The following is a 20238-nucleotide window of genomic DNA, read 5'->3' as shown; positions in this document are numbered from 1 at the left end:
TACTACTTTGGTCGGAATGACAGGACTCGAACCTGCGGCCTCACGGTCCCGAACCGTGCGCTCTACCACCTGAGCTACATTCCGTTAAGCGTACCGCAAAAGCGGACAAATGACACTATAGCAGGTCTCCATAGGCGAGTCAAGTATATTGTTAAGTTCCAATTATTTACTCACTGTGATGTATGCGAACAAATGATCGCCTCATGGTGGTCAAGCTGGTATAATCATCTTTAGATAAGCTCGGGAAAGGTGTTGAGCACGTGGCTCTATCACAAGCCAATACAGAACAGATCCTCGACGGACTCAATCCGGAACAGCGACGGGCCGTTCAGACGACGGAAGGACCGCTCTTGATTTTGGCTGGTGCAGGTAGTGGGAAGACGAGCGTGCTTACGCGACGGATCGCGTATTTGATCACGGAGCGCCGAGTTCCACCCTGGGCTATTCTGGCCATCACGTTTACCAATAAAGCAGCTCGCGAAATGCGGGAGAGGATAGAAACTTTAGTTGGGGCGGTCGGTGCCGACATTTGGACATCAACGTTCCACGCACTGTGCGCACGGATCCTGCGGGGTGACATTCAGCGACTGGGTTACGCGACTTCGTTTACTGTACTGGATAGTGCGGACCAGTTATCGGTCATCAAACGCGTGATGTCCGACATGAACATCGATACGAAAAAGTTCGAGCCCAAAGCCATTCAGCACCAGATCAGTCAACATAAAAACGAGCTTCGAAGTGCAACCAAGGTGCGAGAGGCGGCTGTTGCACCGTATGATCGAATGCTTGGCGACATATATATAGCGTATGAACGACTATTGCGGCAAAATCAATCACTTGATTTTGATGATTTGATTTTCAAGACCGTGGACTTATTTCGGCAATCACCCGAAACACTCAGTTATTATCAGAACCGGTTTACCCACATTCATGTGGACGAGTATCAGGACACCAACCATGCGCAGTATACGCTCGTCAAGTTATTGGCGGAAAAGCGGAAAAACCTGTGTGTTGTCGGTGATTCGGATCAATCCATCTACGGTTGGCGCGGAGCTGACATTCGAAACATCCTGGACTTTGAACGGGACTACGCAAATGCCGAAGTGATACGGTTGGAGCAGAACTACCGCTCGACAAAGCGGATTCTTCGCATTGCCAACGAGGTTATTCAAAACAACCGCATGCGCAAGGAAAAGAATTTGTGGACAAGCGCCGATGAGGGCGAAATGGCGACGCTTTATCATGCGACAGATGAACGAGCGGAAGCCATCTATGTCGCCAGCCAGATTGAACAGTTGTCTCAGCAAGGGCATACCTATCCGGACTTTAGTATCCTCTATCGAACAAATGCACAGTCTCGTGTCATCGAGGAAATTTTCCTGCAAAAGGGCATCCCTTATCGGATTCACGGTGGGCTGAAATTCTATGATCGAAGAGAGATTCGCGATGTTTTAGGATATCTGCGGCTGATTATCAACCCGGATGATGATGTTTCATTCAACCGTGTTGTCAACGTCCCGAAGCGCGGTATTGGGCAAACTTCTCTCGACAAACTGGAAGCATACGCGCGGGCAAATGATTGCTCAATGTTCAACGCGGCACAGCGTTCCATGGCTGCAGGTTTAAGCAAACGTGCGGCCAGTGCGCTCGAAGGGTTTGTCCAATTGGTGCTTACGTTGCAGCAACAAAGATCGTTTTTACCGCTGACGGATTTAACCGAGGAGTTGCTTGTACGGTCAGGCTACCGAGAAGCACTCGCCGCTGAAAAAACACTTGAGGCACAGAGCAGATTGGAGAACTTGGACGAGTTCCTGTCGCTGACGCGTGAATTCGATGAGAATGGCGCAGTTGATGGAGACGTAGGCGCACTGGAGCAGTTCTTGACAGATGTGGCGCTTGTGGCGGACAGCGACTTAAATAAAGGGAAACCAGAACAGGAAGAAACGGATGACGGTGTCACCATGATGACACTTCACTCCGCTAAGGGACTGGAATTTCCCGTAGTGTTCTTGGTCGGCCTCGAGGAAGGAATCTTCCCTCACAAACGGGCCTTGGACTCCGAGGAAGAGATGGAGGAGGAGCGCCGACTCTGCTATGTTGGAGTCACGCGTGCCAGAGAGCGGTTGTTCTTGACTGCCTGCAGCAGCCGTATGATCTTTGGCGACAGGCGGCCATTTACGGTTTCACGGTTTTTGGCTGAGATGCCTGAGCAAGATATTGTTAAAGAGGGAATCACTCGTAGCCGATCCGTTTCCGATTGGAGTACCCCGTTCAGATCAACCGGTTCGCCTGCATCGCTTGCGAAGAACGAGTCGCGGATAGTGATGCCCCAGTCTTTCGGTGCGGATCTATCTCTGAGGTATGATCCTGGCGACAAAGTCGAGCACCGGAAATGGGGTGTGGGGGAGATTGTCTCCACCAGCGGAAGTGGCGAGAAGCTGGAACTCGTTGTTCGTTTTCTCGATCCCATTGGTGAACGAAAACTATTTGCGAAATTTGCTCCCATCACCAAAGTGGTTGCGGATTAGTTTAAATATGGAGGAGTATCCGTGGGGATGACGTTTGAAGAGGCACAGTCCCGTGTGCAAGAACTGCGCGATGAGATCGAGTATCACAATCAGCGCTACTATCAGGAGGATAATCCGTCGATCACGGACGCTGAATGGGATGCGCTGATGCGAGAACTCATTCATTTGGAGACGACATTTCCGGAGCTCCAAAGCCCCAGCTCTCCGACACAGCGTGTTGGGGCACCTGTCTCAGAGGGATTTGTCAAAGTGGAACACGAAATCCCCATGCTCTCCTTATCGAACGCCTACTCGACTGAAGAGTTGAGAGAGTTTGATAGACGTGTTCGACAAGTCGTGGGAGATGATGTTCGCTACGTGTGCGAACTCAAAATTGACGGGCTTGCCGTTTCCTTGCGGTACGAAGACGGTCAACTTGTTCGCGGGGCGACACGCGGTGATGGTGACGTCGGGGAAGACATCACATCCAACATCCGAACCATCCGAAACGTGCCTTTGGCTTTGAAAGAACCCGTTACACTGGAAGTTCGCGGTGAGGCGTACATGCCAAAACAGTCGTTCGCCAAGCTCAATGAACAGCGGGAGCAACAGGGAGAGCCACTGTTTGCGAATCCTCGCAATGCTGCTGCGGGCTCGCTGCGGCAGTTGGACCCGCGCATTGCAGCCAGCCGTCGGCTCGGCGTCATCATCTATCAATTGGCGCAGGCTGATAGATACCCGGTCGAACGGCACAGTGAAGCACTCGAGTACGTCAAATCCCTGGGGCTTCCGGCAAACGGTGAGCGCCAAGTCTGCAACGATATCGACGAGGTTATCGCATATATCGAAGCGTGGGGAGAACAGCGGAGAAGCTTGTCTTACGCCACGGACGGCATGGTCATCAAGGTTGATGATATCGCCCTCCAACAGGAGCTCGGGTTTACGGCGAAGAGCCCGCGTTGGGCCATTGCATACAAGTATGCGGCGGAGCAGGCGGAGACGACTTTGCGACGGATCGACTTGAATGTCGGGCGCACCGGTGCCGTTACGCCAACAGCCATTTTCGATCCCGTTCAACTAGCCGGCACAACCGTTTCCCGTGCATCCCTACATAATGAAGATTTGATTCACGAGAAGGATATCCGCGTGGGAGATAGGATTGTTGTGCAAAAGGCGGGCGACATCATTCCGGAGGTCGTTCGTTCATTGCCGGAAAAGCGGACAGAAGACGTTGTCCCATTTTCCATGCCACATGATTGCCCGCAGTGCGGCGAGCCTTTACATCGACTGCCGGATGAATCCGCGTGGCGCTGCGTCAATCCGAATTGTCCAGCACTTATTCGTGAGGGGCTGATTCACTTTGTGTCGCGTGACGCCATGAATATCGACGGCTTGGGAGAACAGTGGATTACCATTCTCTTGGACAGACGGATGGTAACGACCGTGGCCGACCTGTATCGGCTCACGAAGAACGACCTGTTAAGCCTCGAACGGATGGGTGAGAAGCTAGCGGATAAGCTTCTCCATTCCATTGAAGTCAGTAAAGGCAACTCGCTCGAAAGGTTGCTGTTTGGCCTGGGTATCCGATTGGTTGGGGAGAAGGCGGCCAAAACCATCGCCCAAGTATTTCTCTCGATGGATGCCCTTGAAAAGGCATCCGTGGACGATCTCGTCGCCATCCCAGACATCGGACCGAAAATGGCGGAAAGCATCGTTACGTACTTTCAGGCACCCGGTCCGCAGCAACTGATTGAAGAACTGCGGGCACTGGGGCTCAACATGACATATCTAGGTCAGACAGCTGCCAAGGTCGAGAGCGTGTTTACGGGTAAGACCGTTGTTTTAACTGGCACAATGGCGACGGTGGATCGAAAGCAGGCAACGGAGTGGATCGAGCGGCTGGGTGGAAACGCCAGCGGTAGTGTGAGTGCGAAAACGGACTTTGTTGTCGCGGGGGAAAAAGCGGGAAGTAAGTTGGAAAAAGCGAGATCCATCATTGCATCCGGGAAAAATCCGGAATTGCGGATTTTGGATGAAGATGCGTTTTTGCAGATTGTCGACGAGGCAGGTTTGCGGTAGTCGACTGAGTCGCCGATGACATTTCAGGCTCCATGTGGGGCCGTAAGAGGCTTGGTCTACATAAATATAGCAGGTCCTGTACTCACCCAGATTTACAGGACCTGCGATATGAGAAGTATGGGACAGGTTACACTATAGATTTCGTCGAAGAGTAAACAAAAGTGTCTGTCGAAAAATATATTGTCGAAACTTACTGCCTGCTCAAGTAATTCGTCAGTTGCCCACGAATGGCTCTGGCTGTGCTATCGTTGTCCACGTAAATCTTGTAGTGCAGATGATTTTCATCGTATTCAGTTGTGAAACCCTTGAAGTTTTCCCGATGTAGGAAATTTCCCACGTCGTCGATTGACTCCGCCTGCTTCAGCAGTTTCTTGTGACCCACAAACTCGTCGTTCACATATACGTCATACCGCGTGAAAGCCCTGTCCAGGTTGATTTCATTGCCACCTGCACGGACAAAGGGTAGTGCGGGTGAGTTGTTGTCCAATTCTGCCATACAGATTACCCTCCGTTGTTCCGTTCATTGTCTCGATCACGCCCGCATCCACGAGAGACCCCCGTCTTTCGACCGCAGGATAACGGGGTGCTTGTCCTTGCTGCCGACAACCCAAATATGTTGACTGTCAACGGCGCTGATGGCGATGGGTGCATTTAGGAAGTCGAATACGTTCATCCGATCCGTCCCAACCACGCGTTGAAAGGCGAACTTTCCACGGCTCGTAAATCCCGTTAGTGTGGTCAAGCCACCGTGATTCGATTTCAGCCCAAGCATGAACAATTCACCAGTCGGGAGAAGTTTAAATGGGCCCGGTTGCTCACCGGCGTTCGTACCACTCCGTGGCCTAGCACCCATGTAATCAGACGAGAAGTATCCCTCGCTCACGGTGGGATCCCAAGTCCTTCCTGCGTCATTTGATTGATACAGGATGTATGCGCTTTGACCCATCCCGGCGTCGCCGCCGTAAAAGAGGACCGCGACATGGTTGCCCGTGGCTTCCAGTTTGGTGCGCCAAGGACCGTTTTTGAGGGGGGCGGTGAAGACTTTTGTCCAATGTTGGCCGTGATCGGTCGTTTTCAAGATGGACTGATCCACCGTTACATAGCCAACTTCGGGGGAGCTGAGCGCAAGGGAACCGACTTTTTTACCAGGTATGAGATCCTTTAGTTGGCCGGTCATGGGATCGGAGCCCAAAACAGACCCATTGTTCAATACCCACATGACCCCATTATCAAGCAAAGACACGCCCTCGAATTGGAATGTCCCGATGTTTGGAACAGTCTCTTTGCTGAATGCCTTGCCATTTGTGCTGACGAGTAAATTCGTCTTTGTGTAGGCGACCACGTATTGCTTGCTTCCCTCAGGCTGGTACTTGGCTTGAACACCAAGCACGGGATCGTTTGAGTGGTATAGTCGCGACCACGTTTTTCCCCCATCCGCTGTCTTATAAATGCCATCATTTCCCGCAAGAAAGCCCACGGACGTGGAAATGAACGATACGCCTGTCAGCGAGGAAGATTCGACAGGTGACGTTTGGACATGTTCCGAAACCATTTGGATATCGGACGCGGTGACAGCACCTTGCCCTGCGGCGTATAGTTCGTGTCCTCCGCCTGCGACATGTACGACCCTATAGGCGTTCAAGCCTACACAAGCGATTGAAAGTGCAATCAACGAGAGCCCTGTCAAAGCCAGTTTTCTCATGCGCAACAATCTCCTTTCTCGTCGTTCTAAGGCTGCCTCTGGGTAGTATTGGATGTGGATCGTCATGGGGATTTTGCGCGGAAAGGAGCAATTTATGACTGGTTGATTTTTCAAAGCGGAGGGGCAGGGTTCGTATTGTCACACGCGAAGACAGTGGACTTCGGTCGGTTCATTCCGTTACTTTCACACGATCACGATTATGAATGCAGGCCGACCATTTTGACGTTAACGAGTTTCGATGTTTCGCAGAGAGTCTGGGAGATCCGTCAATTGAGTTGATGCCCAGTCTCGTACGTGACTGAGAAGGATATAGTACTGGCCAGAAGGGACGGTACCGCTCTGTTCCGGCTTCCACTTGAAACTCCATGCAAAAGCCGTTCGTGCTGCCTTTGGGAACTCGTGTGTGAATGGTATAGTCGTGATCGTTTGCTGAAAACCGAATGGTATCCGACACTGCACGGCCTCCTTGGCAGACTGGGAGTAGCATACCCACATGAAAAGCTGTCCATCCACAACGAACTGCAGACCCTCATTCATCGCTGGAAAACCAGTGCTCAAGCACAAGAAAGGCGAGCCTTCGCGGCACGCCCTTTTGTTTATTCGCAGGAATGGTCGGGTGGTTATTTTCTATGTCTCAGACTATTCGCGAGACTTGAGAAATTCGGAAACGGTTAGCTTCTGTTCTGTTTGCGCATGAAAAAACGTAATGCGGGTCGAGTACCGACCAACCAAGAAAGCGATAGGCAGAGCAATGATTAAACCTATGATGATATCGTGAGGTACCATGAATCAAGGCCTCCTTTAGATGACGATCATGTTCCTTGCTCTATGCTATGTACAAGGTTGACGTGCCATGACAGAAAATCGAAAACTTCAAGGCGCAAAGGTAAATTCAATCCGCATTCGATATGACGTTTGCTATAATGAGGGCAGTGTGCAAGGTTGCCTATGATAGGAGGTCACTTGACACAACATGATTCCCATGTGGTACTACCTCATGTGCTTCGCGGTAGCATTTTTAATTGCATACGGATTGGTTCCACTGATTCGAAAACTAGCCATCAAAACCGGTTTTGTCGACAGGCCGAATCAGCGAAAAATTCATACGGAGCCCATACCGCTACTGGGCGGGATAGCGATTTACGTGTCGTTCATTGCGACAGCCGGTATCCTGGGGCGCGCTGGTCCGACATTTTGGGGGATCGCGGTTGGGGGATTCCTTATTTTCGGCATCGGAATTATTGACGACTTTTATAAGACGCGAGGTCGGGACTTTAAGGCACTACCCAAGTTCCTCATGCAAATCGTCGCCGCCGTGGTCCTTGTCTTCTTTCACATTCGGATCAGCGGAGTGAACCTACCTTTTCACCACGGATATGATAGCTTTCCGTTGTGGGTTTCCGTTCTTGCTACGGTTATCTGGGTCGTCGCCATCACAAACATGATGAACTTTTTGGACGGAGTCGACGGACTTGCTTCCGGGTTGGCGGCTATTTCGGCACTGACACTGGTCTTCATCGCGGTCTTGAAACACCAAGATGTCATGGCAATATTGGGCGTCGCTCTCATGGGGAGTTCAGTTGGGTTCCTTCGGCACAACTTTCATCCCGCGAGAATCTTCATGGGCGATGCGGGTGCCACTTTTCTCGGGTATGTGCTGGCAGCCATCGCGATCGACGGAGCCTTTAAGAGTGCGACCATCGTATCGCTAATCGTCCCAGTACTGGCACTTGGGGTGCCCATTCTCGATACGGTTTGGGTTATTTTTCGTCGCTTCAAAGAGAATCGACCCATTTACATTGCGGACAAAGGGCACACGTTCCACTTGCTCATGAAGTCGGGACTGACACAGGTTCAAACGGTCGCTTTCCTATACCTGCTCGGTGTCTGTTTTTCCCTCGCTTCTATCGTGGTGCTTTTGGTCGCACAATAATGGAGCGTGTCCGCAAAGGTTCACAGGTGAGATTCGATTTGGGGCACCTAGGCCTTGAAAAAGCTATGGAGCCGTGCTTAGGCGTACGTGAGTGAAGGCTTTTTCAATGCCTAGGCGTCCCAACCAAAGAGAGTTTGTGAACTTTTGCGGACACCCTCTGTTGGCCATGAGTGACCACTTTTTTGTTTCCCGGAAAGCCCGACGGCTGGCGCCAAGGGCAGCAAATGCTTGACGCCGCCCTTGTGTGCTATAATCCCCAGAAGAACCACTGTACCATGCGATTTCCTGTTTCTTTAGGAGGGACAAGCAGTTGAAAATTACCGAAGAGACGGTCAGTCACGTCGCTCGCCTGGCTCGACTAGCGATGCCGGAGTCGGAGAGACAAGTGTTGGCCCCTCAGTTGAGCGATATTTTGGAGTACGCTGAGAAACTTCAGGAAGTGGACATGACGGATGTGATTCCCACGAGTCACCCATTCCGTCAAACGAACGTATTGCGGGATGATGTCGTTCGTCCGAGTCTTCCACACGACAAGGCCCTTCTTAACGCACCGGATTCAGACGCTGGACAAGTCCGTGTACCAGCTGTTCTGGAAGGGGGCGGCGATGCATGAGCGTACATAGTGTGAAGGAAATTTTAGCATCCATTCAAAAGGGTGAAACGACCGCCGCGGACTGGGTGAAGACCTCTCTGGACGCGATTGAAAAAATTGACGGTGAATTAAAGTCCTTCCTTACGGTCACTGCCGACCATGCAACCGATTTGGCCGACAAGAAGCCAACCGGTCCGTTGGGAGGCGTCCCGTATGCCCTCAAAGACAACATGGTTACAGAAGGAATTCGCTCGACGGCGGCATCAAGAATTTTGGAGAACTACGTACCGCCGTATAACGCAACAGTGGAAAATAAGCTGCGTAGCGCAGGCGGCGTTCTCGTCGGCAAGACAAATATGGACGAGTTCGCCATGGGATCTTCAACGGAGACGTCTGCATTTCAAAAGACGCTAAATCCGTATGGCCGTGGGCATGTGCCTGGCGGATCGAGTGGCGGATCCGCAGCGGCGGTTGCAGCAGGGCTCGTGCCGTTCGCGCTTGGGTCGGATACGGGTGGATCCATCCGTCAACCTGCAGCCTTTTGCGGAGTTTTCGGTCTGAAGCCGACATACGGACGTGTGTCCCGTTACGGACTCATGGCTTTTGCTTCTTCGCTCGATCAAATTGGTCCGTTCACACGAACGGCAGAAGACGCTGCCATCGTGATGAACGCCATTTCCGGTTACGACGAGCGTGATTCCACGTCTGCAAAAGTGGGTACAGAAGATTTCACCGCGGATTTGAACAAAGGTGTCAAGGGTCTGCGCATCGGCATTGTGCGGAATCTGACAGAGGAAGGTTTGAATCCGGCCATCAAGGCAGCCGTTGATGGAGCCATTCGCGCGTTGCAGGGTGCGGGTGCTGAAGTCGTGGAAGTGGATTTGCCGCACTCCGAATACGCCGTCGCGACCTATTACCTGATCGCGCCTGCTGAAGCGTCTTCCAACCTTGCACGGTATGACGGTGTGCGCTATGGGCGTCGGGCTGAGGCGAGCAGCATGATCGATCTGTTCGAACAGAGCCGCAGCCAAGGTTTCGGCATGGAAGTTAAGCGACGCATCATCATCGGGACATACGCATTGTCATCCGGCTATTATGACGCGTACTACAAGCGCGCACAGCAAATGCGTACACTGATTCGCCAAGACTACGAAACGGCGTTTGAGTCCTGTGACGTCATCGTCATGCCGACGACACCGACGACGGCGTTCAAACTTGGAGAAAAGGCGGACGATCCGCTCGAAATGTACCTGAACGACATGTATACCATTCCGGCCAATCTCGCGGGTATCCCTGGCGCGAGCATTCCGTGCGGATTTGTTGACGGGTTGCCAGTTGGCCTGCAAATCCTCGCGAAGCCGTTCGATGAACGAACGATTTTGCGCGTTTCTCACGCATATGAACAATTGCGCGACTTCTCGTGGCCAAAGCCGGAGTTGGGGGTGGCAGAATGAACTACGAGACGGTCATTGGACTCGAAGTCCACGTTGAACTGAAGACGAACTCGAAGATCTTTTGTGGATGTAAAAACGACAGCAAGTCAGAGCCGAACACGAACGTATGCCCCGTGTGCATGGGCCATCCCGGCGCCCTCCCGGTTCTCAATCAGCAGGCTGTGGAGTTGGCGCTGCGCGCTTCGACGGCACTCAACTGCACCATCAACCAAGAGTCGAAGTTTGACCGGAAAAACTACTTCTATCCAGACTCGCCGAAGGGGTATCAAATTTCGCAGTTTGATAAGCCGGTTGGAGAGCATGGTTACATCGAGATCGATGTGAACGGGGAGCGCAAACGAATCGGAATCACGCGCTTGCACCTGGAGGAAGATGCGGGTAAGTCGACGCACGCGGCGGACGGATCGCACACGCTGGTCGACTTCAACCGCACGGGTGTCCCGCTCGTCGAAATCGTGTCGGAGCCGGATATTCGGACACCTGAAGAAGCACGTCTGTACCTGGAAGCCTTGAAGAGCATTATGCAGTACTGTGACGTGTCGGACTGCCGCATGGAGGAAGGATCGCTTCGCTGCGACGCCAACATCTCACTTCGTCCAGTTGGCGAGACGAAGTTCGGCAACAAGGCGGAACTCAAGAACATGAACTCGTTCCGCAACGTTCAGCGCGGCCTGGAATATGAAGTGGAGCGCCAACGGGCAATCTATGAGCAGGGTGGCACGGTTGACCAAGAAACCCGCCGCTTTGACGAGGCAACGCAGACGACCATCACCATGCGCTCCAAGGAAGAGGCGCACGATTATCGCTACTTCCCGGAACCGGACCTCGTCGATCTCGACATCGACGATGCCTGGCTCAATCGCATTCGCGGATCCTTGCCGGAGCTGCCGCTCGCAAAACGTGATCGGTATGTGAGTGGGCTCGGTCTCCCGGAATACGACGCGGGCGTGCTGACGGCTGATCCCTTTATGGCGCAGTACTATGAACGGGTCATCGCATTGGGTGTCGATGCGAAAGCTGCGAGTAACTGGGTCATGAGTGACGTGCTCGGGGCATTGAACAACGAAGCTAAGACGTGGACAGATAGCCCGATCTCGCCAGAAAACTTGGCTGGCCTGATAGGCGAAATGAACTCTGGCAAGATTTCCTCGAAGCAGGCTCGCGAAGTCTTCAAGTTTATGTGGGAGAGCGGCAAGTCAGCACAGGAAATCATTAAAGAGAAGGGCTTCGAGCAAATCAGCGACGAGTCTGTTCTCGGCCCCATCATTGACGAGGTTCTCGCCAACAACGCGAAATCCGTGGCAGACTTTAAGGGCGGTAAGGACAGGGCACTCGGTGCACTCGTCGGCCAAGTGATGAAAGCGACGAAGGGCAAAGCCAACCCGACCATGGTAAATGATCTGCTTATCGCCAAAATCAATGCCCTAGACTGACACAAATCGGAGGATTATGATGCCAGACTCCAAATTGGACCATCCAGTTCAGGCTGGTGGAACGTACGACGTGACGGCGATTCGCCTCAACGACGATGGAGATGGCGTGGCAACAGTAAATGGATTTACGGTCTTCGTACCGTATCTACTGCCCGGGGAGCGCGCGACTGTTCGGATTACCGACAGGCAGCGCCGCTTCGCCCGGGCTTTGTTGCTTGAACGCCACTCCACATCACCCGACAGGCAAGATGCGCCGTGCCCCGTCTTCGGGGAATGCGGAGGTTGCCAAGTTCAACATCTCACATATGAAGGTCAGCTCGAGTGGAAGACGTCGCGAATCGCTCGCGTTGCAAAGCAAGTGGGTCTCGACGCAGACAAGGTTGTTCGGCCGATCATTGGCTCAGACGAGCCATTTCGGTACCGCAACCAGGTACAGATGCCATTTCGCTACAACAGCGACGAAAAGTCTGTAGAGATGGGGTTTTATGGGGCAGCTACACATGATCTGATCCCCACGGACTCCTGCCATCTTCAAAGTGAAACCATGCAAGAGACGCTCAATGAAGCGCGCAAATTTTTAGAGGGCGTCGGACCGGACATCGCGTCGCTCGTGCACCACGTCATCGTTCGTGAATCGGCCGCAAACGGGGAACAAGTTGTCGTCTTTGCCGTCTTTCGCAAGCCTGAAGCCCTGCGGGCGGCTTTGAAGACGTTCGATGCGCCACGTGCAGTGACAACGGCTGTCACGGTCCAGCCCAAACTCGGTGGACCTGTGTGGGGCCGGACGGTGGAAACCATGAAGGGATCCGGTACGCTTATCGAGGAGATATCGGGGATTCCGTTTCGGGTGTCGCCGAGATCGTTCTTGCAGGTACAGACGGGGATGGCCGAGCGGATGTATGAAACAGTTCGGGAGTACGCTGCGCTGAAATCGGACGACACGGTCATCGACGCGTACTGCGGCATCGGCACGATGACGCTCATGCTGGCGAAGGAGTCGGGGCGTGCCGTCGGGATCGAGGAGATCGCTTCGGCCGTCTCGGATGCGCGGGTGAATCGGGACGATAACGGGATCGAGAATGCCGAGTTCATCGCGGGACGTGTGGAAGAGTGGATGCCGAAGTGGGTGGAAGATGGCGGCCACGCGGACGTCGTCGTGTTCGACCCGCCGCGCAAAGGTATCGATGCGGCTGCGCTATCGGCCGTGATCGAAGCAAAGCCCCGCCGCATCGTCTATGCGTCGTGTAACCCGGCAACCCTGCAGCGGGACTTGAAGGGACTGCTCGCAGGCGGGTACAAGGTGGAAGCGATGCAGCCTTTTGACATGTTTCCGCAGACGTCGCATGTGGAGTGCGTTGTATCAACATATCTCGCCGACTAAATTCTTCGGGCATGCAGACTACATTAATTTACGAAACTGAAATTTGGGCGTCCTAAAATCAACTTGGTGTATCAAGGTACGCCAAGTTGATTCTTGTCTACGGGACTAGTCTTTTGGGCTTACATATCAAAATAGGACCATGAGGAGGGAAGCATTATCGACAACTGAGGTATTATCGAAACGATACGATGTTATTGTCGGGTTTATGAGGTTCCACCCTAAAAGGTACTCGATGGACGTATGGAATAGTCACGACAAGACAAAAAAGAGGAAGCTAGCTATAGGTGGATAGTCTTTTTGTTTTTAGCTTCATCGTGATTCCATTCGGACACTTAGATTATTTATCGTTATGTCTGATATCCGTTGATTTGACGGTTAATGGCACCGACAACATTACTCGGTTTGTAATGATAAGTTAGCAAAAAACAACGAGTTACGCCATGAAGACTGATGTAATAAAAATCGTCTACTCAGTTCTAGAAACATGGCACTTCGAGTAACAGTAAAGTTCCATGCAAGATTAGGACCGAAGCTCATTCGTTTCCACGTATTCAATTGGTATTCCGATGAATGCGTGTCTTTCTATACGATAGTGTTCTTTGGGACAAGCCAAAACTGTACAACAGTATGAGGACCTTTGTGGGACCAAGTTTTCATGACACAAAGGGCAAGCTTCTTTTAACCAATTCATTATTTTATTCCGCATTTGGACACATCTCCGCAAAAACCGATTTATTTACTTGTATATAGTATACCATCAAATCATCTCTTATTCGCTTGACAATACTCCTGGGGGTATAGATAATATACCCCGTGGGGTAAACTGATGTGTGTTAGGGAACCGCAAGAGGTTCCCTCTAAAAACCCCGAAAATATACCCGTATGGGTATACGAGAGGAGGTCGTAGATACTATGACTAACCAACTCATTATTAACATTCTTCCTCTTGATGTTAAGGAGCGCCTAAAGCGTGGCGAGTCCCTAGTTATTGTAGATGTTAGGGAAGTAGCTGAAGTGGTCCGAGAAGGTATGATTCCAAGAGCCAAGCACGTCCCCCTGTCGAACTTGGCGGATCGGTACCAGGAATTCGATCCACGTCAAGAAACCATTTTGGTCTGTCGCAGTGGAGGCCGTAGTCACAAGGCCTGTGAGTTTTTGGTGAAAATGGGCTATTCAAACGTAAAAAATATGCTCGGTGGCATGAATGCTTGGGATGGAGATATTGAAAGATAACTGCGAGTTATTCCGTAGAGGCGTCACTTACAAATTTGAGGAGGAAAATAAATTATGACGAAGCGTGTCGCGATTATTGCATCAAATGGTGGATTGGAAACTGCATATAAGGTCTTAAACATCGCCACTGCGGCTGCGGCAACTGATGCCGAGGTAGGAATTTTCTTTACTTTTGATGGACTCACCATCATTCACAAGGATGCTTCAACCCTACTGACGATGGGGGCAGGTAAGGAACATTACATGGAGGGGTTCAAGAAGGCAAATGTACCATCTATCCAAGAGCTTCTCGAAATTGCGAAGGAAAGTGGCGTAAAGCTCATTGCATGTCAAATGACGATGGATGTAACAGGACTGCAAAAGGAGCATTTCATCGACGGTATCGAGGTAGGTGGCGCCGCTACATTCTTGGACTTTGCATATGACGCCGATGTTAGCGTTACGTTCTAAGCACGAGTTGGGGTCTTCAGCTCCGACTGTCCATAAGTGACTGAAGGAGCGATTGAAAATGACGTTCGGGTACGTCGCTACACTATTTTGTATCGCTTTCGTCGGTTCGTTCCTATCGGGACTCCTTGGCATCGGAGGAGCCATAATCAACTATCCGTTGTTGTTGTATGTTCCTGTGATGATGGGATTTTTGGGTTTCACGCCGCATCAAGTGTCTGGTGTTGTAGCCGTACAAGTCTTCTTTGCCACGATGGCTGGTGTAGTGGCCATCCGAAAACAGAAGCTTATAAATTTTAGGCTGGTCGCCTACATGGGCATTCCAATTGTTATAGGCAGTTTTGTCGGTGCTTTTGGTGGCAAATTATTATCAGGGAACGCCGTCAACATGGTTTATGGGATTCTTGCTGTAATCGCAGTCATCATGATGTTGATTCCACGCAAAGGAATCGATGACATACTACTCGACGAGCTAAACTTTAACCGTCCAATTGCCGTCGTGTCTTCTTTGGTGGTCGGAATAGCTTCCGGCATCGTTGGAGCCGGTGGGGCATTTATGCTTGTCCCTATCATGTTGACTGTCTTGAAAATCCCGACTCGCATTACCATTGCTACTTCGTTGGCGATTACATTCATTTCTTCTATCGGTGCGACGGCAGGAAAGGTTATGGCGGGTCATATCCCGCTATGGCCCTCGGTCATCGTCGTTATCGGTAGCCTTTTGGCGGCGCCTCTCGGGACAACTGTAAGTAAGCGTATCAATACGAAAGTATTGCGCATCATTTTGCTGGTCATGATTGTGGGGACAACCATTAAAATCTGGAGCAGTATTCTGTAGCCGTTGGAGGTCGAACACACCAGTGAATACACAGAAGGTAGATAAGACGCTTGATTGTAAAGGACTTTCATGCCCAATGCCCATTGTTCGGACCAAGAAGGCGATGGAAGAGTTAACACCGGGTCAGGTCCTCGAAGTGTTAGCAACCGATCCCGGTTCTGTGGCCGATATGAAAAGTTGGGCTAACCGCACTGGCCACCAGTTTATTGGAACGAAACAGGAGAATGACGTATACAAGCACTACGTTCGTAAGTCCGATCCCAGCGAAGAGAAACCAGAAACGAGACACCCAGATGTCGTGTCCAATGAGGACTTACTGAAAGAACTAGTACAAAAACCGGTCGTCTTGGATGTTCGAGAACCGATGGAATATGCCTTTGGTCACATCCCAGGTGCAAAGTCCGTACCCTTGGGTCAACTGGAAGAAGCAGTGAAGGAAATGAACCCCGAACAAGAGGTATACGTGATTTGCCGGACAGGGAACCGCAGTGATGCTGCTTGTCAAATCCTCGCTGGAAAGGGCTTTTCAAAGGTTCGAAATGTGGTTCCAGGTATGTCCCAATGGACTGGACCTACGGAACAACAGTAAATCGAGAAATGAGGTGATATGTCATGGCAGGCACATTGAGTGTAGACCAGCTTCACCGGAAAATGAGTCAAGATGAATCGGTATTTATTCTGGATGTCCGGAACCCAGAGGACTACAGTGAGTGGAAAATTGAGGGGCACAACGTACAGTCGCTAAATATCCCGTACTTCGACTTCCTTGATGAGGACGAAGCCTTGTATAAGGATTTGCCGAAGAACACGGAAATTGTGGTCGTATGTGCCAAGGGTGGATCATCCGAAATGGTGGCCGATATGCTCGAGGAAAAGGGATATCAGGTGAAATCCTTGGCAGAAGGCATGCGTGGTTGGAGTCAATTATACGTTCCGGTGACCATCTCTGTGGACGAACACATGAAGTTGGTTCAGTTTAACCGCCTTGCCAAGGGTTGCCTTTCCTACATGGTGATTTCAGAAGGCTCCGCTTTAGTCGTGGATCCAGGGCGGAATATTGAAGAATATATCAACGTTGCAAAACAGGAAAACGTCAAGATTGCTCATATCATGGATACTCACCTACATGCCGATCATATTTCAGGTGGAATTGATCTCGCAAAGCAGACGGGAGCTACGTACTATATTTCGTCTGGAGAGATGCAGGGTTCCAATGAGTCCTTTGAACCCTTAGAGAAACACCGTCACGTTCAGTTCGGTGCTGTTGATGTTGAAGTATTGGCGATGCCTACTCCAGGACATACCCCAGGGAGTACATCCTTTGTGATAAATCGTAAATTTTTGCTGTCTGGTGACACGATATTTGTCGGCGGGCTTGGTAGGCCTGATTTGGGTGGGAAGGCCCAAGAATGGGCTCTGACTTTGTACGAGACTGTATTCAAGAAAGTCGCAGACTTGCCGGACGATGTGCTCGTGTTGCCTACCCACTACGCTGATATTAAGGAAATCAATGAACGTGGTTACGTAGGGGCTACACTCGGCGAGATCCGCCGCAGTAACGAGATAATGCGTACAACCGATATTCGGAAATTTACAGAACGGGTCGTCAGTGCAATTGGGGATACCCCGCCGAACTATGAACGTATCGTTGGGGTTAACCGAGGTACGGAGCATGTGACGGACCAAGAAGCAATGGAACTGGAAATTGGCCCAAACAGGTGTGCAGTACATCACCAATAACGTAAGGAGGGAACGAATTGTGGAAGCAGATATTTTCGTGGATGCAAAAGGACTGAGCTGTCCTATGCCGATTGTTAAGGCAAAGAAGGCAATCGAAGGTTTGGAATCAGGGCAGATTATGCAATTGGAGTCGACCGATAAAGGTTCGCTGAATGACTTTCAGAGTTGGGTAAAACGTACGAATAACGAACTAGTCAAAGTGGAAGAGGACAATGACGTATTCCGGTTCTTTGTAAAGAAGGGCTGAGTCCTATAAATAAATTCGGGGGTGTAAAGATGTCAACAGTTCCGGTAACAGACGCTACATTTCAGGATGTCCTTCGGAGTGACAAACCTGTACTAGTGGACTTCTGGGCAACCTGGTGTGGTCCATGCAAGATGATGGCTCCTGTGTTGGAAGAAGTGGCTACAGAAAATCAAGAGAACTTAGTGGTCGCAAAGTTGGACGTTGATCGTAACCCTCAAACAGCATCACAGTACGGAATCATGAGCATTCCAACGATGATTGTATTCCGTAACGGGACACCAGTTAAACAGATTGTGGGATACATGCCAAAGGACACGTTAATGGCACAACTCTCAAACGTTATTTAATAACGGAGACGTAGACGGGTGTTTCAATGGTTCACGAGGGTCAAGGCGGTCCGAATATGTTGGATGACCGCTTGTCCTCGTGATTTTTGCTATTGGCTCTACAACAAACCAATAATGAGAGGTGAGAGACGTAATGAGTTTTGTGTGGATTGTTGTGGCGGTAGTTGCCGTGGTTTACGTAGCGTATCGGCTGATACCGGCTAAAGGTGTCAAATCTGTTAATATAGAAGACTTGAAAGAACTGTTGAAGAACAAGAGCAGCGGCATCCAGTTTATTGATGTTCGTGAACCAGGGGAGTTCCGATCCGGACACGTTCAAGGGTTTAAGAATATATCGTTGAGTCAGATTCACAAACGGTTGGGTGAAATCCCCCAAGACAAGCCGGTTGTATTGATGTGTCGAAGTGGAAATCGCAGTATGCAGGCGGCTAGAATTCTTAATAAACATGGGTACACCGACGTAACAAATGTAGTTGGTGGAATGATGCGTTGGAATAACTCGGTTTAACCATGGCACGCCTCGTGCTAAGTATATTGCGGGGTGCGGTATATTATCATGACGTGAGGGAGTGAAGGGTATGCAATATAACGATCAGATGAAGCATCGATTGCGTCGTATTGAGGGACAAGTTCGGGGAGTGCTTCAAATGATGGACCAAGAAAAAGACTGTAAGGACGTAGTGACTCAATTGTCAGCTATTCGATCCGCCGTCGATAGAGTGGTTATGTACGTAATTGGAGAGAATATGGAGCAGTGTATCCGTGATGAGATCGAAAATGGCCGTTCTGCTGAAGGAGTGCTGAAAGAAGCCATCGACCTTTTAATGAAAAGCCGATAAGGAGCGTTATATATGGATTTTCACTACTCGGTGTCAACCAACAAGACTGTAGATGAAGCTGTACAAGCGCTGGAGGAAAGTCTGAAAAACCACAAATTCGGTGTTCTCTGGCAGATGGATATTCCTGAAAAGCTCCGAGAAAAAGGAGTCGAGTTCGATACTCCCTATCGAATCATGGAAGTGTGTAACCCGCATGAAGCGAAAAAGGTATTATCACAAAACCGTTTAGTGGGGTACTTCCTACCTTGCAAAGTGGTCGTGTATCAAGACAATGATGGAAGTACGAAAATTGGACTTCCGAGACCGACTGTTCTGATGCAGGTTATCAATGATGCTACGCTAGAAGATATCGCACAAGGTGTTGAGGAATCGTTAAAGCAGGCGATTGACGAAGCGAAATGAAGGAACAAGGTGGGATAACTTATGGGGCATCGTTTTAATCCGAAGCATATTGAAAAGCTGGACAATCCAGAACGCCGCAAGGCGTTGCCCCCCGATAAGATTCTCAACTTATTGGACGTTCAGGAAGTTAGCAGCATAGCTGACATCGGATGCGGGCCAGGGTACTTCACACTTCCAGTTGCTCACATGACGGAAGGAACGGTCTATGGCATTGATGTTTCTCCAGAAATGCTACGTTTGTTAGAGGAAAATGTACAGCGAGAGGGATTATCAAACGTATCGCTAGTGGAGAGTACAGCCGAACGAATAGCGTTGCCAGACGAAAGTGTGGATCGCATCATTTGTTCCCTGGTGCTGCACGAAGTAGACGACTTGAAACAAACACTTTCTGAATTCAAACGGATTCTCCGAGCGGATGGAAAAATTCTTTTGATCGAATGGGAAAAGAAGCCGATGGACATGGGGCCACCTGTGGAGGAAAGACTCGATCCGGAGACTTTGCTGCACGAAGTCGAAATACTGGGATTCCATGGTCAAATTTCTTATCCGAACCCAAATCATTATATAATTTTAGCAGAGTGAATAAGACAGCTTGAAAGGAGCGAAATACATATATGCTGAAAGAAGTATCCGATCACTTCGAAGTGTTGACATTGGTGCATCAGACTATTGACAACATGATAGAGGGCTTGAGCCAAGACCAGTGGTTGTATCGCCCGAATGGGACCTTCAATAATATAGCTTCTATCATCGATCATACTGCAAGAGTGGAAAAGAAGTTCATCTCTGCAATATCGGGGGAACCGCTGGATATTGACACCCAAGCACCATTCAAGGAAAGTCAATGGGATGTCCCAACTATTCAAAAGGCTTGGGTGGATACACTGCCATATACTCGAGATGTGTTGGAGCGCTTAACTGAATCCGACCTCGACAAGCCAGGGTTGTCATTAAGAGTAGGTGAGTTGAACCGTAGACAGCTCATTGTGTTCACCATTAGTCATACCACGCATCACCGTGGACAGATTCCGCTTGTGATGAAACTATTCCAGGGATGAAGATGT

23 protein-coding genes and 1 tRNA gene are annotated in these 20238 nt (G+C 50.4%); 19 read left to right on the top strand and 5 right to left on the bottom strand.

Translation table 11 applies throughout. From position 1 onward, the window contains the following. Nucleotides 1–8 precede the first annotated feature (8 nt). Nucleotides 9–84, bottom strand: a tRNA-Pro gene (locus NZD86_RS19900). Between the two features lie 176 nt (nt 85–260). Between NZD86_RS19900 and pcrA the strand changes: the two genes are divergently transcribed. Together pcrA and ligA are read left to right on the top strand one after the other, a co-directional pair. Next, nucleotides 261–2528, top strand: coding sequence for a DNA helicase PcrA (pcrA, locus tag NZD86_RS19895; protein ID WP_268043798.1), 2268 nt, complete (start codon nt 261–263; stop codon nt 2526–2528). Between the two features lie 27 nt (nt 2529–2555). Continuing rightward, nucleotides 2556–4586: an NAD-dependent DNA ligase LigA gene (ligA, locus tag NZD86_RS19890; RefSeq protein ID WP_268046968.1), complete on the top strand. Its 2031-nt coding sequence runs from the start codon at nt 2556–2558 to the stop codon at nt 4584–4586. A gap of 190 nt (nt 4587–4776) precedes the next feature. Here the strand turns inward: ligA and NZD86_RS19885 are convergent, their stop codons facing one another. The 4 genes from NZD86_RS19885 to NZD86_RS19870 all read right to left on the bottom strand — a co-directional run bounded on the left by NZD86_RS19885 (nt 4777) and on the right by NZD86_RS19870 (nt 7074). Continuing rightward, complete coding sequence (locus tag NZD86_RS19885; RefSeq protein ID WP_268043797.1) at nt 4777–5082, bottom strand: hypothetical protein; 306 nt, start codon at nt 5080–5082, stop codon at nt 4777–4779. Between the two features lie 36 nt (nt 5083–5118). Then, nucleotides 5119–6288 (bottom strand): WD40/YVTN/BNR-like repeat-containing protein, encoded by a 1170-nt coding sequence (locus NZD86_RS19880; protein WP_268043796.1) that lies wholly within the window; start codon nt 6286–6288, stop codon nt 5119–5121. A 169-nt stretch (nt 6289–6457) separates the two neighbouring features. Then, the gene (locus NZD86_RS19875; RefSeq protein WP_268043795.1) at nt 6458–6742 is read right to left on the bottom strand and encodes a hypothetical protein; all 285 of its coding nucleotides are present in this window, start codon (nt 6740–6742) and stop codon (nt 6458–6460) included. A gap of 185 nt (nt 6743–6927) precedes the next feature. Then, nucleotides 6928–7074 carry a hypothetical protein gene (locus NZD86_RS19870; RefSeq protein ID WP_268043794.1) on the bottom strand — a complete coding sequence of 49 codons (147 nt, stop codon included), beginning with the start codon at nt 7072–7074 and terminating at the stop codon, nt 6928–6930. Nucleotides 7075–7261: 187 nt separating this feature from the next. Between NZD86_RS19870 and NZD86_RS19865 the strand changes: the two genes are divergently transcribed. The 17 genes from NZD86_RS19865 (at nt 7262) to NZD86_RS19785 (ending at nt 20232) form a co-directional block, all read left to right on the top strand. Beyond that, nucleotides 7262–8221, top strand: a complete 960-nt coding sequence (locus NZD86_RS19865; protein WP_268043793.1) for an MraY family glycosyltransferase — start codon at nt 7262–7264, stop codon at nt 8219–8221. Between the two features lie 310 nt (nt 8222–8531). Then, nucleotides 8532–8834 carry an Asp-tRNA(Asn)/Glu-tRNA(Gln) amidotransferase subunit GatC gene (gatC, locus tag NZD86_RS19860; RefSeq protein WP_268043792.1) on the top strand — a complete coding sequence of 101 codons (303 nt, stop codon included), beginning with the start codon at nt 8532–8534 and terminating at the stop codon, nt 8832–8834. Then, the gene (gene gatA / locus NZD86_RS19855) at nt 8831–10267 is read left to right on the top strand and encodes an Asp-tRNA(Asn)/Glu-tRNA(Gln) amidotransferase subunit GatA (RefSeq protein ID WP_268043791.1); all 1437 of its coding nucleotides are present in this window, start codon (nt 8831–8833) and stop codon (nt 10265–10267) included. The genes gatC and gatA overlap by 4 nt, the downstream gene beginning before the upstream one ends. Next, entirely contained in the window at nt 10264–11700 is a 1437-nt protein-coding gene (gene gatB, locus NZD86_RS19850) for an Asp-tRNA(Asn)/Glu-tRNA(Gln) amidotransferase subunit GatB (RefSeq protein ID WP_268043790.1), read from the top strand. The genes gatA and gatB overlap by 4 nt, the downstream gene beginning before the upstream one ends. 19 nt (nt 11701–11719) lie before the next feature. Next, nucleotides 11720–13081, top strand: a complete 1362-nt coding sequence (gene rlmD / locus NZD86_RS19845) for a 23S rRNA (uracil(1939)-C(5))-methyltransferase RlmD (RefSeq protein ID WP_268043789.1) — start codon at nt 11720–11722, stop codon at nt 13079–13081. Nucleotides 13082–13993: 912 nt separating this feature from the next. After that, nucleotides 13994–14314 (top strand): rhodanese-like domain-containing protein, encoded by a 321-nt coding sequence (locus NZD86_RS19840; RefSeq protein WP_268043787.1) that lies wholly within the window; start codon nt 13994–13996, stop codon nt 14312–14314. Nucleotides 14315–14368: 54 nt separating this feature from the next. Beyond that, the gene (locus NZD86_RS19835; RefSeq protein ID WP_268043786.1) at nt 14369–14764 is read left to right on the top strand and encodes a DsrE/DsrF/DrsH-like family protein; all 396 of its coding nucleotides are present in this window, start codon (nt 14369–14371) and stop codon (nt 14762–14764) included. A 58-nt stretch (nt 14765–14822) separates the two neighbouring features. Beyond that, nucleotides 14823–15599, top strand: a complete 777-nt coding sequence (locus tag NZD86_RS19830) for a sulfite exporter TauE/SafE family protein (RefSeq protein WP_268043785.1) — start codon at nt 14823–14825, stop codon at nt 15597–15599. A gap of 22 nt (nt 15600–15621) precedes the next feature. Further along, entirely contained in the window at nt 15622–16188 is a 567-nt protein-coding gene (locus NZD86_RS19825; protein WP_268043784.1) for a sulfurtransferase TusA family protein, read from the top strand. Nucleotides 16189–16211: 23 nt separating this feature from the next. Next, nucleotides 16212–17339, top strand: a complete 1128-nt coding sequence (locus tag NZD86_RS19820) for an MBL fold metallo-hydrolase (RefSeq protein ID WP_268043782.1) — start codon at nt 16212–16214, stop codon at nt 17337–17339. Between the two features lie 19 nt (nt 17340–17358). Continuing rightward, nucleotides 17359–17586 carry a sulfurtransferase TusA family protein gene (locus NZD86_RS19815; RefSeq protein ID WP_268043781.1) on the top strand — a complete coding sequence of 76 codons (228 nt, stop codon included), beginning with the start codon at nt 17359–17361 and terminating at the stop codon, nt 17584–17586. Between the two features lie 29 nt (nt 17587–17615). After that, on the top strand, nt 17616–17933 hold the full coding sequence (gene trxA, locus NZD86_RS19810) for a thioredoxin (RefSeq protein WP_268043780.1): 318 nt from the start codon (nt 17616–17618) through the stop codon (nt 17931–17933). Nucleotides 17934–18066: 133 nt separating this feature from the next. Then, nucleotides 18067–18441, top strand: a complete 375-nt coding sequence (locus NZD86_RS19805) for a rhodanese-like domain-containing protein (RefSeq protein ID WP_268043779.1) — start codon at nt 18067–18069, stop codon at nt 18439–18441. Between the two features lie 70 nt (nt 18442–18511). Further along, nucleotides 18512–18772 carry a metal-sensitive transcriptional regulator gene (locus tag NZD86_RS19800; protein WP_268043778.1) on the top strand — a complete coding sequence of 87 codons (261 nt, stop codon included), beginning with the start codon at nt 18512–18514 and terminating at the stop codon, nt 18770–18772. 12 nt (nt 18773–18784) lie between these two features. Next, nucleotides 18785–19174, top strand: coding sequence for a DUF302 domain-containing protein (locus NZD86_RS19795; protein ID WP_268043777.1), 390 nt, complete (start codon nt 18785–18787; stop codon nt 19172–19174). A 21-nt stretch (nt 19175–19195) separates the two neighbouring features. Beyond that, nucleotides 19196–19756, top strand: a complete 561-nt coding sequence (locus NZD86_RS19790) for a class I SAM-dependent methyltransferase (protein WP_268043776.1) — start codon at nt 19196–19198, stop codon at nt 19754–19756. Between the two features lie 32 nt (nt 19757–19788). Continuing rightward, nucleotides 19789–20232, top strand: coding sequence for a DinB family protein (locus tag NZD86_RS19785; protein WP_268043775.1), 444 nt, complete (start codon nt 19789–19791; stop codon nt 20230–20232). The last annotated feature ends 6 nt before the right edge of the window (nt 20233–20238 follow it).

Source organism: Alicyclobacillus dauci (assembly GCF_026651605.1).
GTDB lineage: Bacteria > Bacillota > Bacilli > Alicyclobacillales > Alicyclobacillaceae > Alicyclobacillus > Alicyclobacillus dauci.
The sequence above is the reverse complement of the archived record's forward strand: the minus strand, read 5'-3'. Positions and strand labels throughout refer to the sequence as shown.

Coding starts and splice junctions, on each gene's coding strand:
- ligA (WP_268046968.1), top strand. CDS start 2,556: ATGACGTTTGAAGAGGCACAGTCCCGTGTGCAAGAACTGCGCGATGAG.
- NZD86_RS19885 (WP_268043797.1), bottom strand. CDS start 5,082: ATGGCAGAATTGGACAACAACTCACCCGCACTACCCTTTGTCCGTGCA.
- NZD86_RS19880 (WP_268043796.1), bottom strand. CDS start 6,288: ATGAGAAAACTGGCTTTGACAGGGCTCTCGTTGATTGCACTTTCAATC.
- NZD86_RS19870 (WP_268043794.1), bottom strand. CDS start 7,074: ATGGTACCTCACGATATCATCATAGGTTTAATCATTGCTCTGCCTATC.
- NZD86_RS19865 (WP_268043793.1), top strand. CDS start 7,262: ATGATTCCCATGTGGTACTACCTCATGTGCTTCGCGGTAGCATTTTTA.
- gatA (WP_268043791.1), top strand. CDS start 8,831: ATGAGCGTACATAGTGTGAAGGAAATTTTAGCATCCATTCAAAAGGGT.
- gatB (WP_268043790.1), top strand. CDS start 10,264: ATGAACTACGAGACGGTCATTGGACTCGAAGTCCACGTTGAACTGAAG.
- rlmD (WP_268043789.1), top strand. CDS start 11,720: ATGCCAGACTCCAAATTGGACCATCCAGTTCAGGCTGGTGGAACGTAC.
- NZD86_RS19840 (WP_268043787.1), top strand. CDS start 13,994: ATGACTAACCAACTCATTATTAACATTCTTCCTCTTGATGTTAAGGAG.
- NZD86_RS19835 (WP_268043786.1), top strand. CDS start 14,369: ATGACGAAGCGTGTCGCGATTATTGCATCAAATGGTGGATTGGAAACT.
- NZD86_RS19830 (WP_268043785.1), top strand. CDS start 14,823: ATGACGTTCGGGTACGTCGCTACACTATTTTGTATCGCTTTCGTCGGT.
- NZD86_RS19820 (WP_268043782.1), top strand. CDS start 16,212: ATGGCAGGCACATTGAGTGTAGACCAGCTTCACCGGAAAATGAGTCAA.
- trxA (WP_268043780.1), top strand. CDS start 17,616: ATGTCAACAGTTCCGGTAACAGACGCTACATTTCAGGATGTCCTTCGG.
- NZD86_RS19805 (WP_268043779.1), top strand. CDS start 18,067: ATGAGTTTTGTGTGGATTGTTGTGGCGGTAGTTGCCGTGGTTTACGTA.
- NZD86_RS19800 (WP_268043778.1), top strand. CDS start 18,512: ATGCAATATAACGATCAGATGAAGCATCGATTGCGTCGTATTGAGGGA.
- NZD86_RS19795 (WP_268043777.1), top strand. CDS start 18,785: ATGGATTTTCACTACTCGGTGTCAACCAACAAGACTGTAGATGAAGCT.
- NZD86_RS19790 (WP_268043776.1), top strand. CDS start 19,196: ATGGGGCATCGTTTTAATCCGAAGCATATTGAAAAGCTGGACAATCCA.
- NZD86_RS19785 (WP_268043775.1), top strand. CDS start 19,789: ATGCTGAAAGAAGTATCCGATCACTTCGAAGTGTTGACATTGGTGCAT.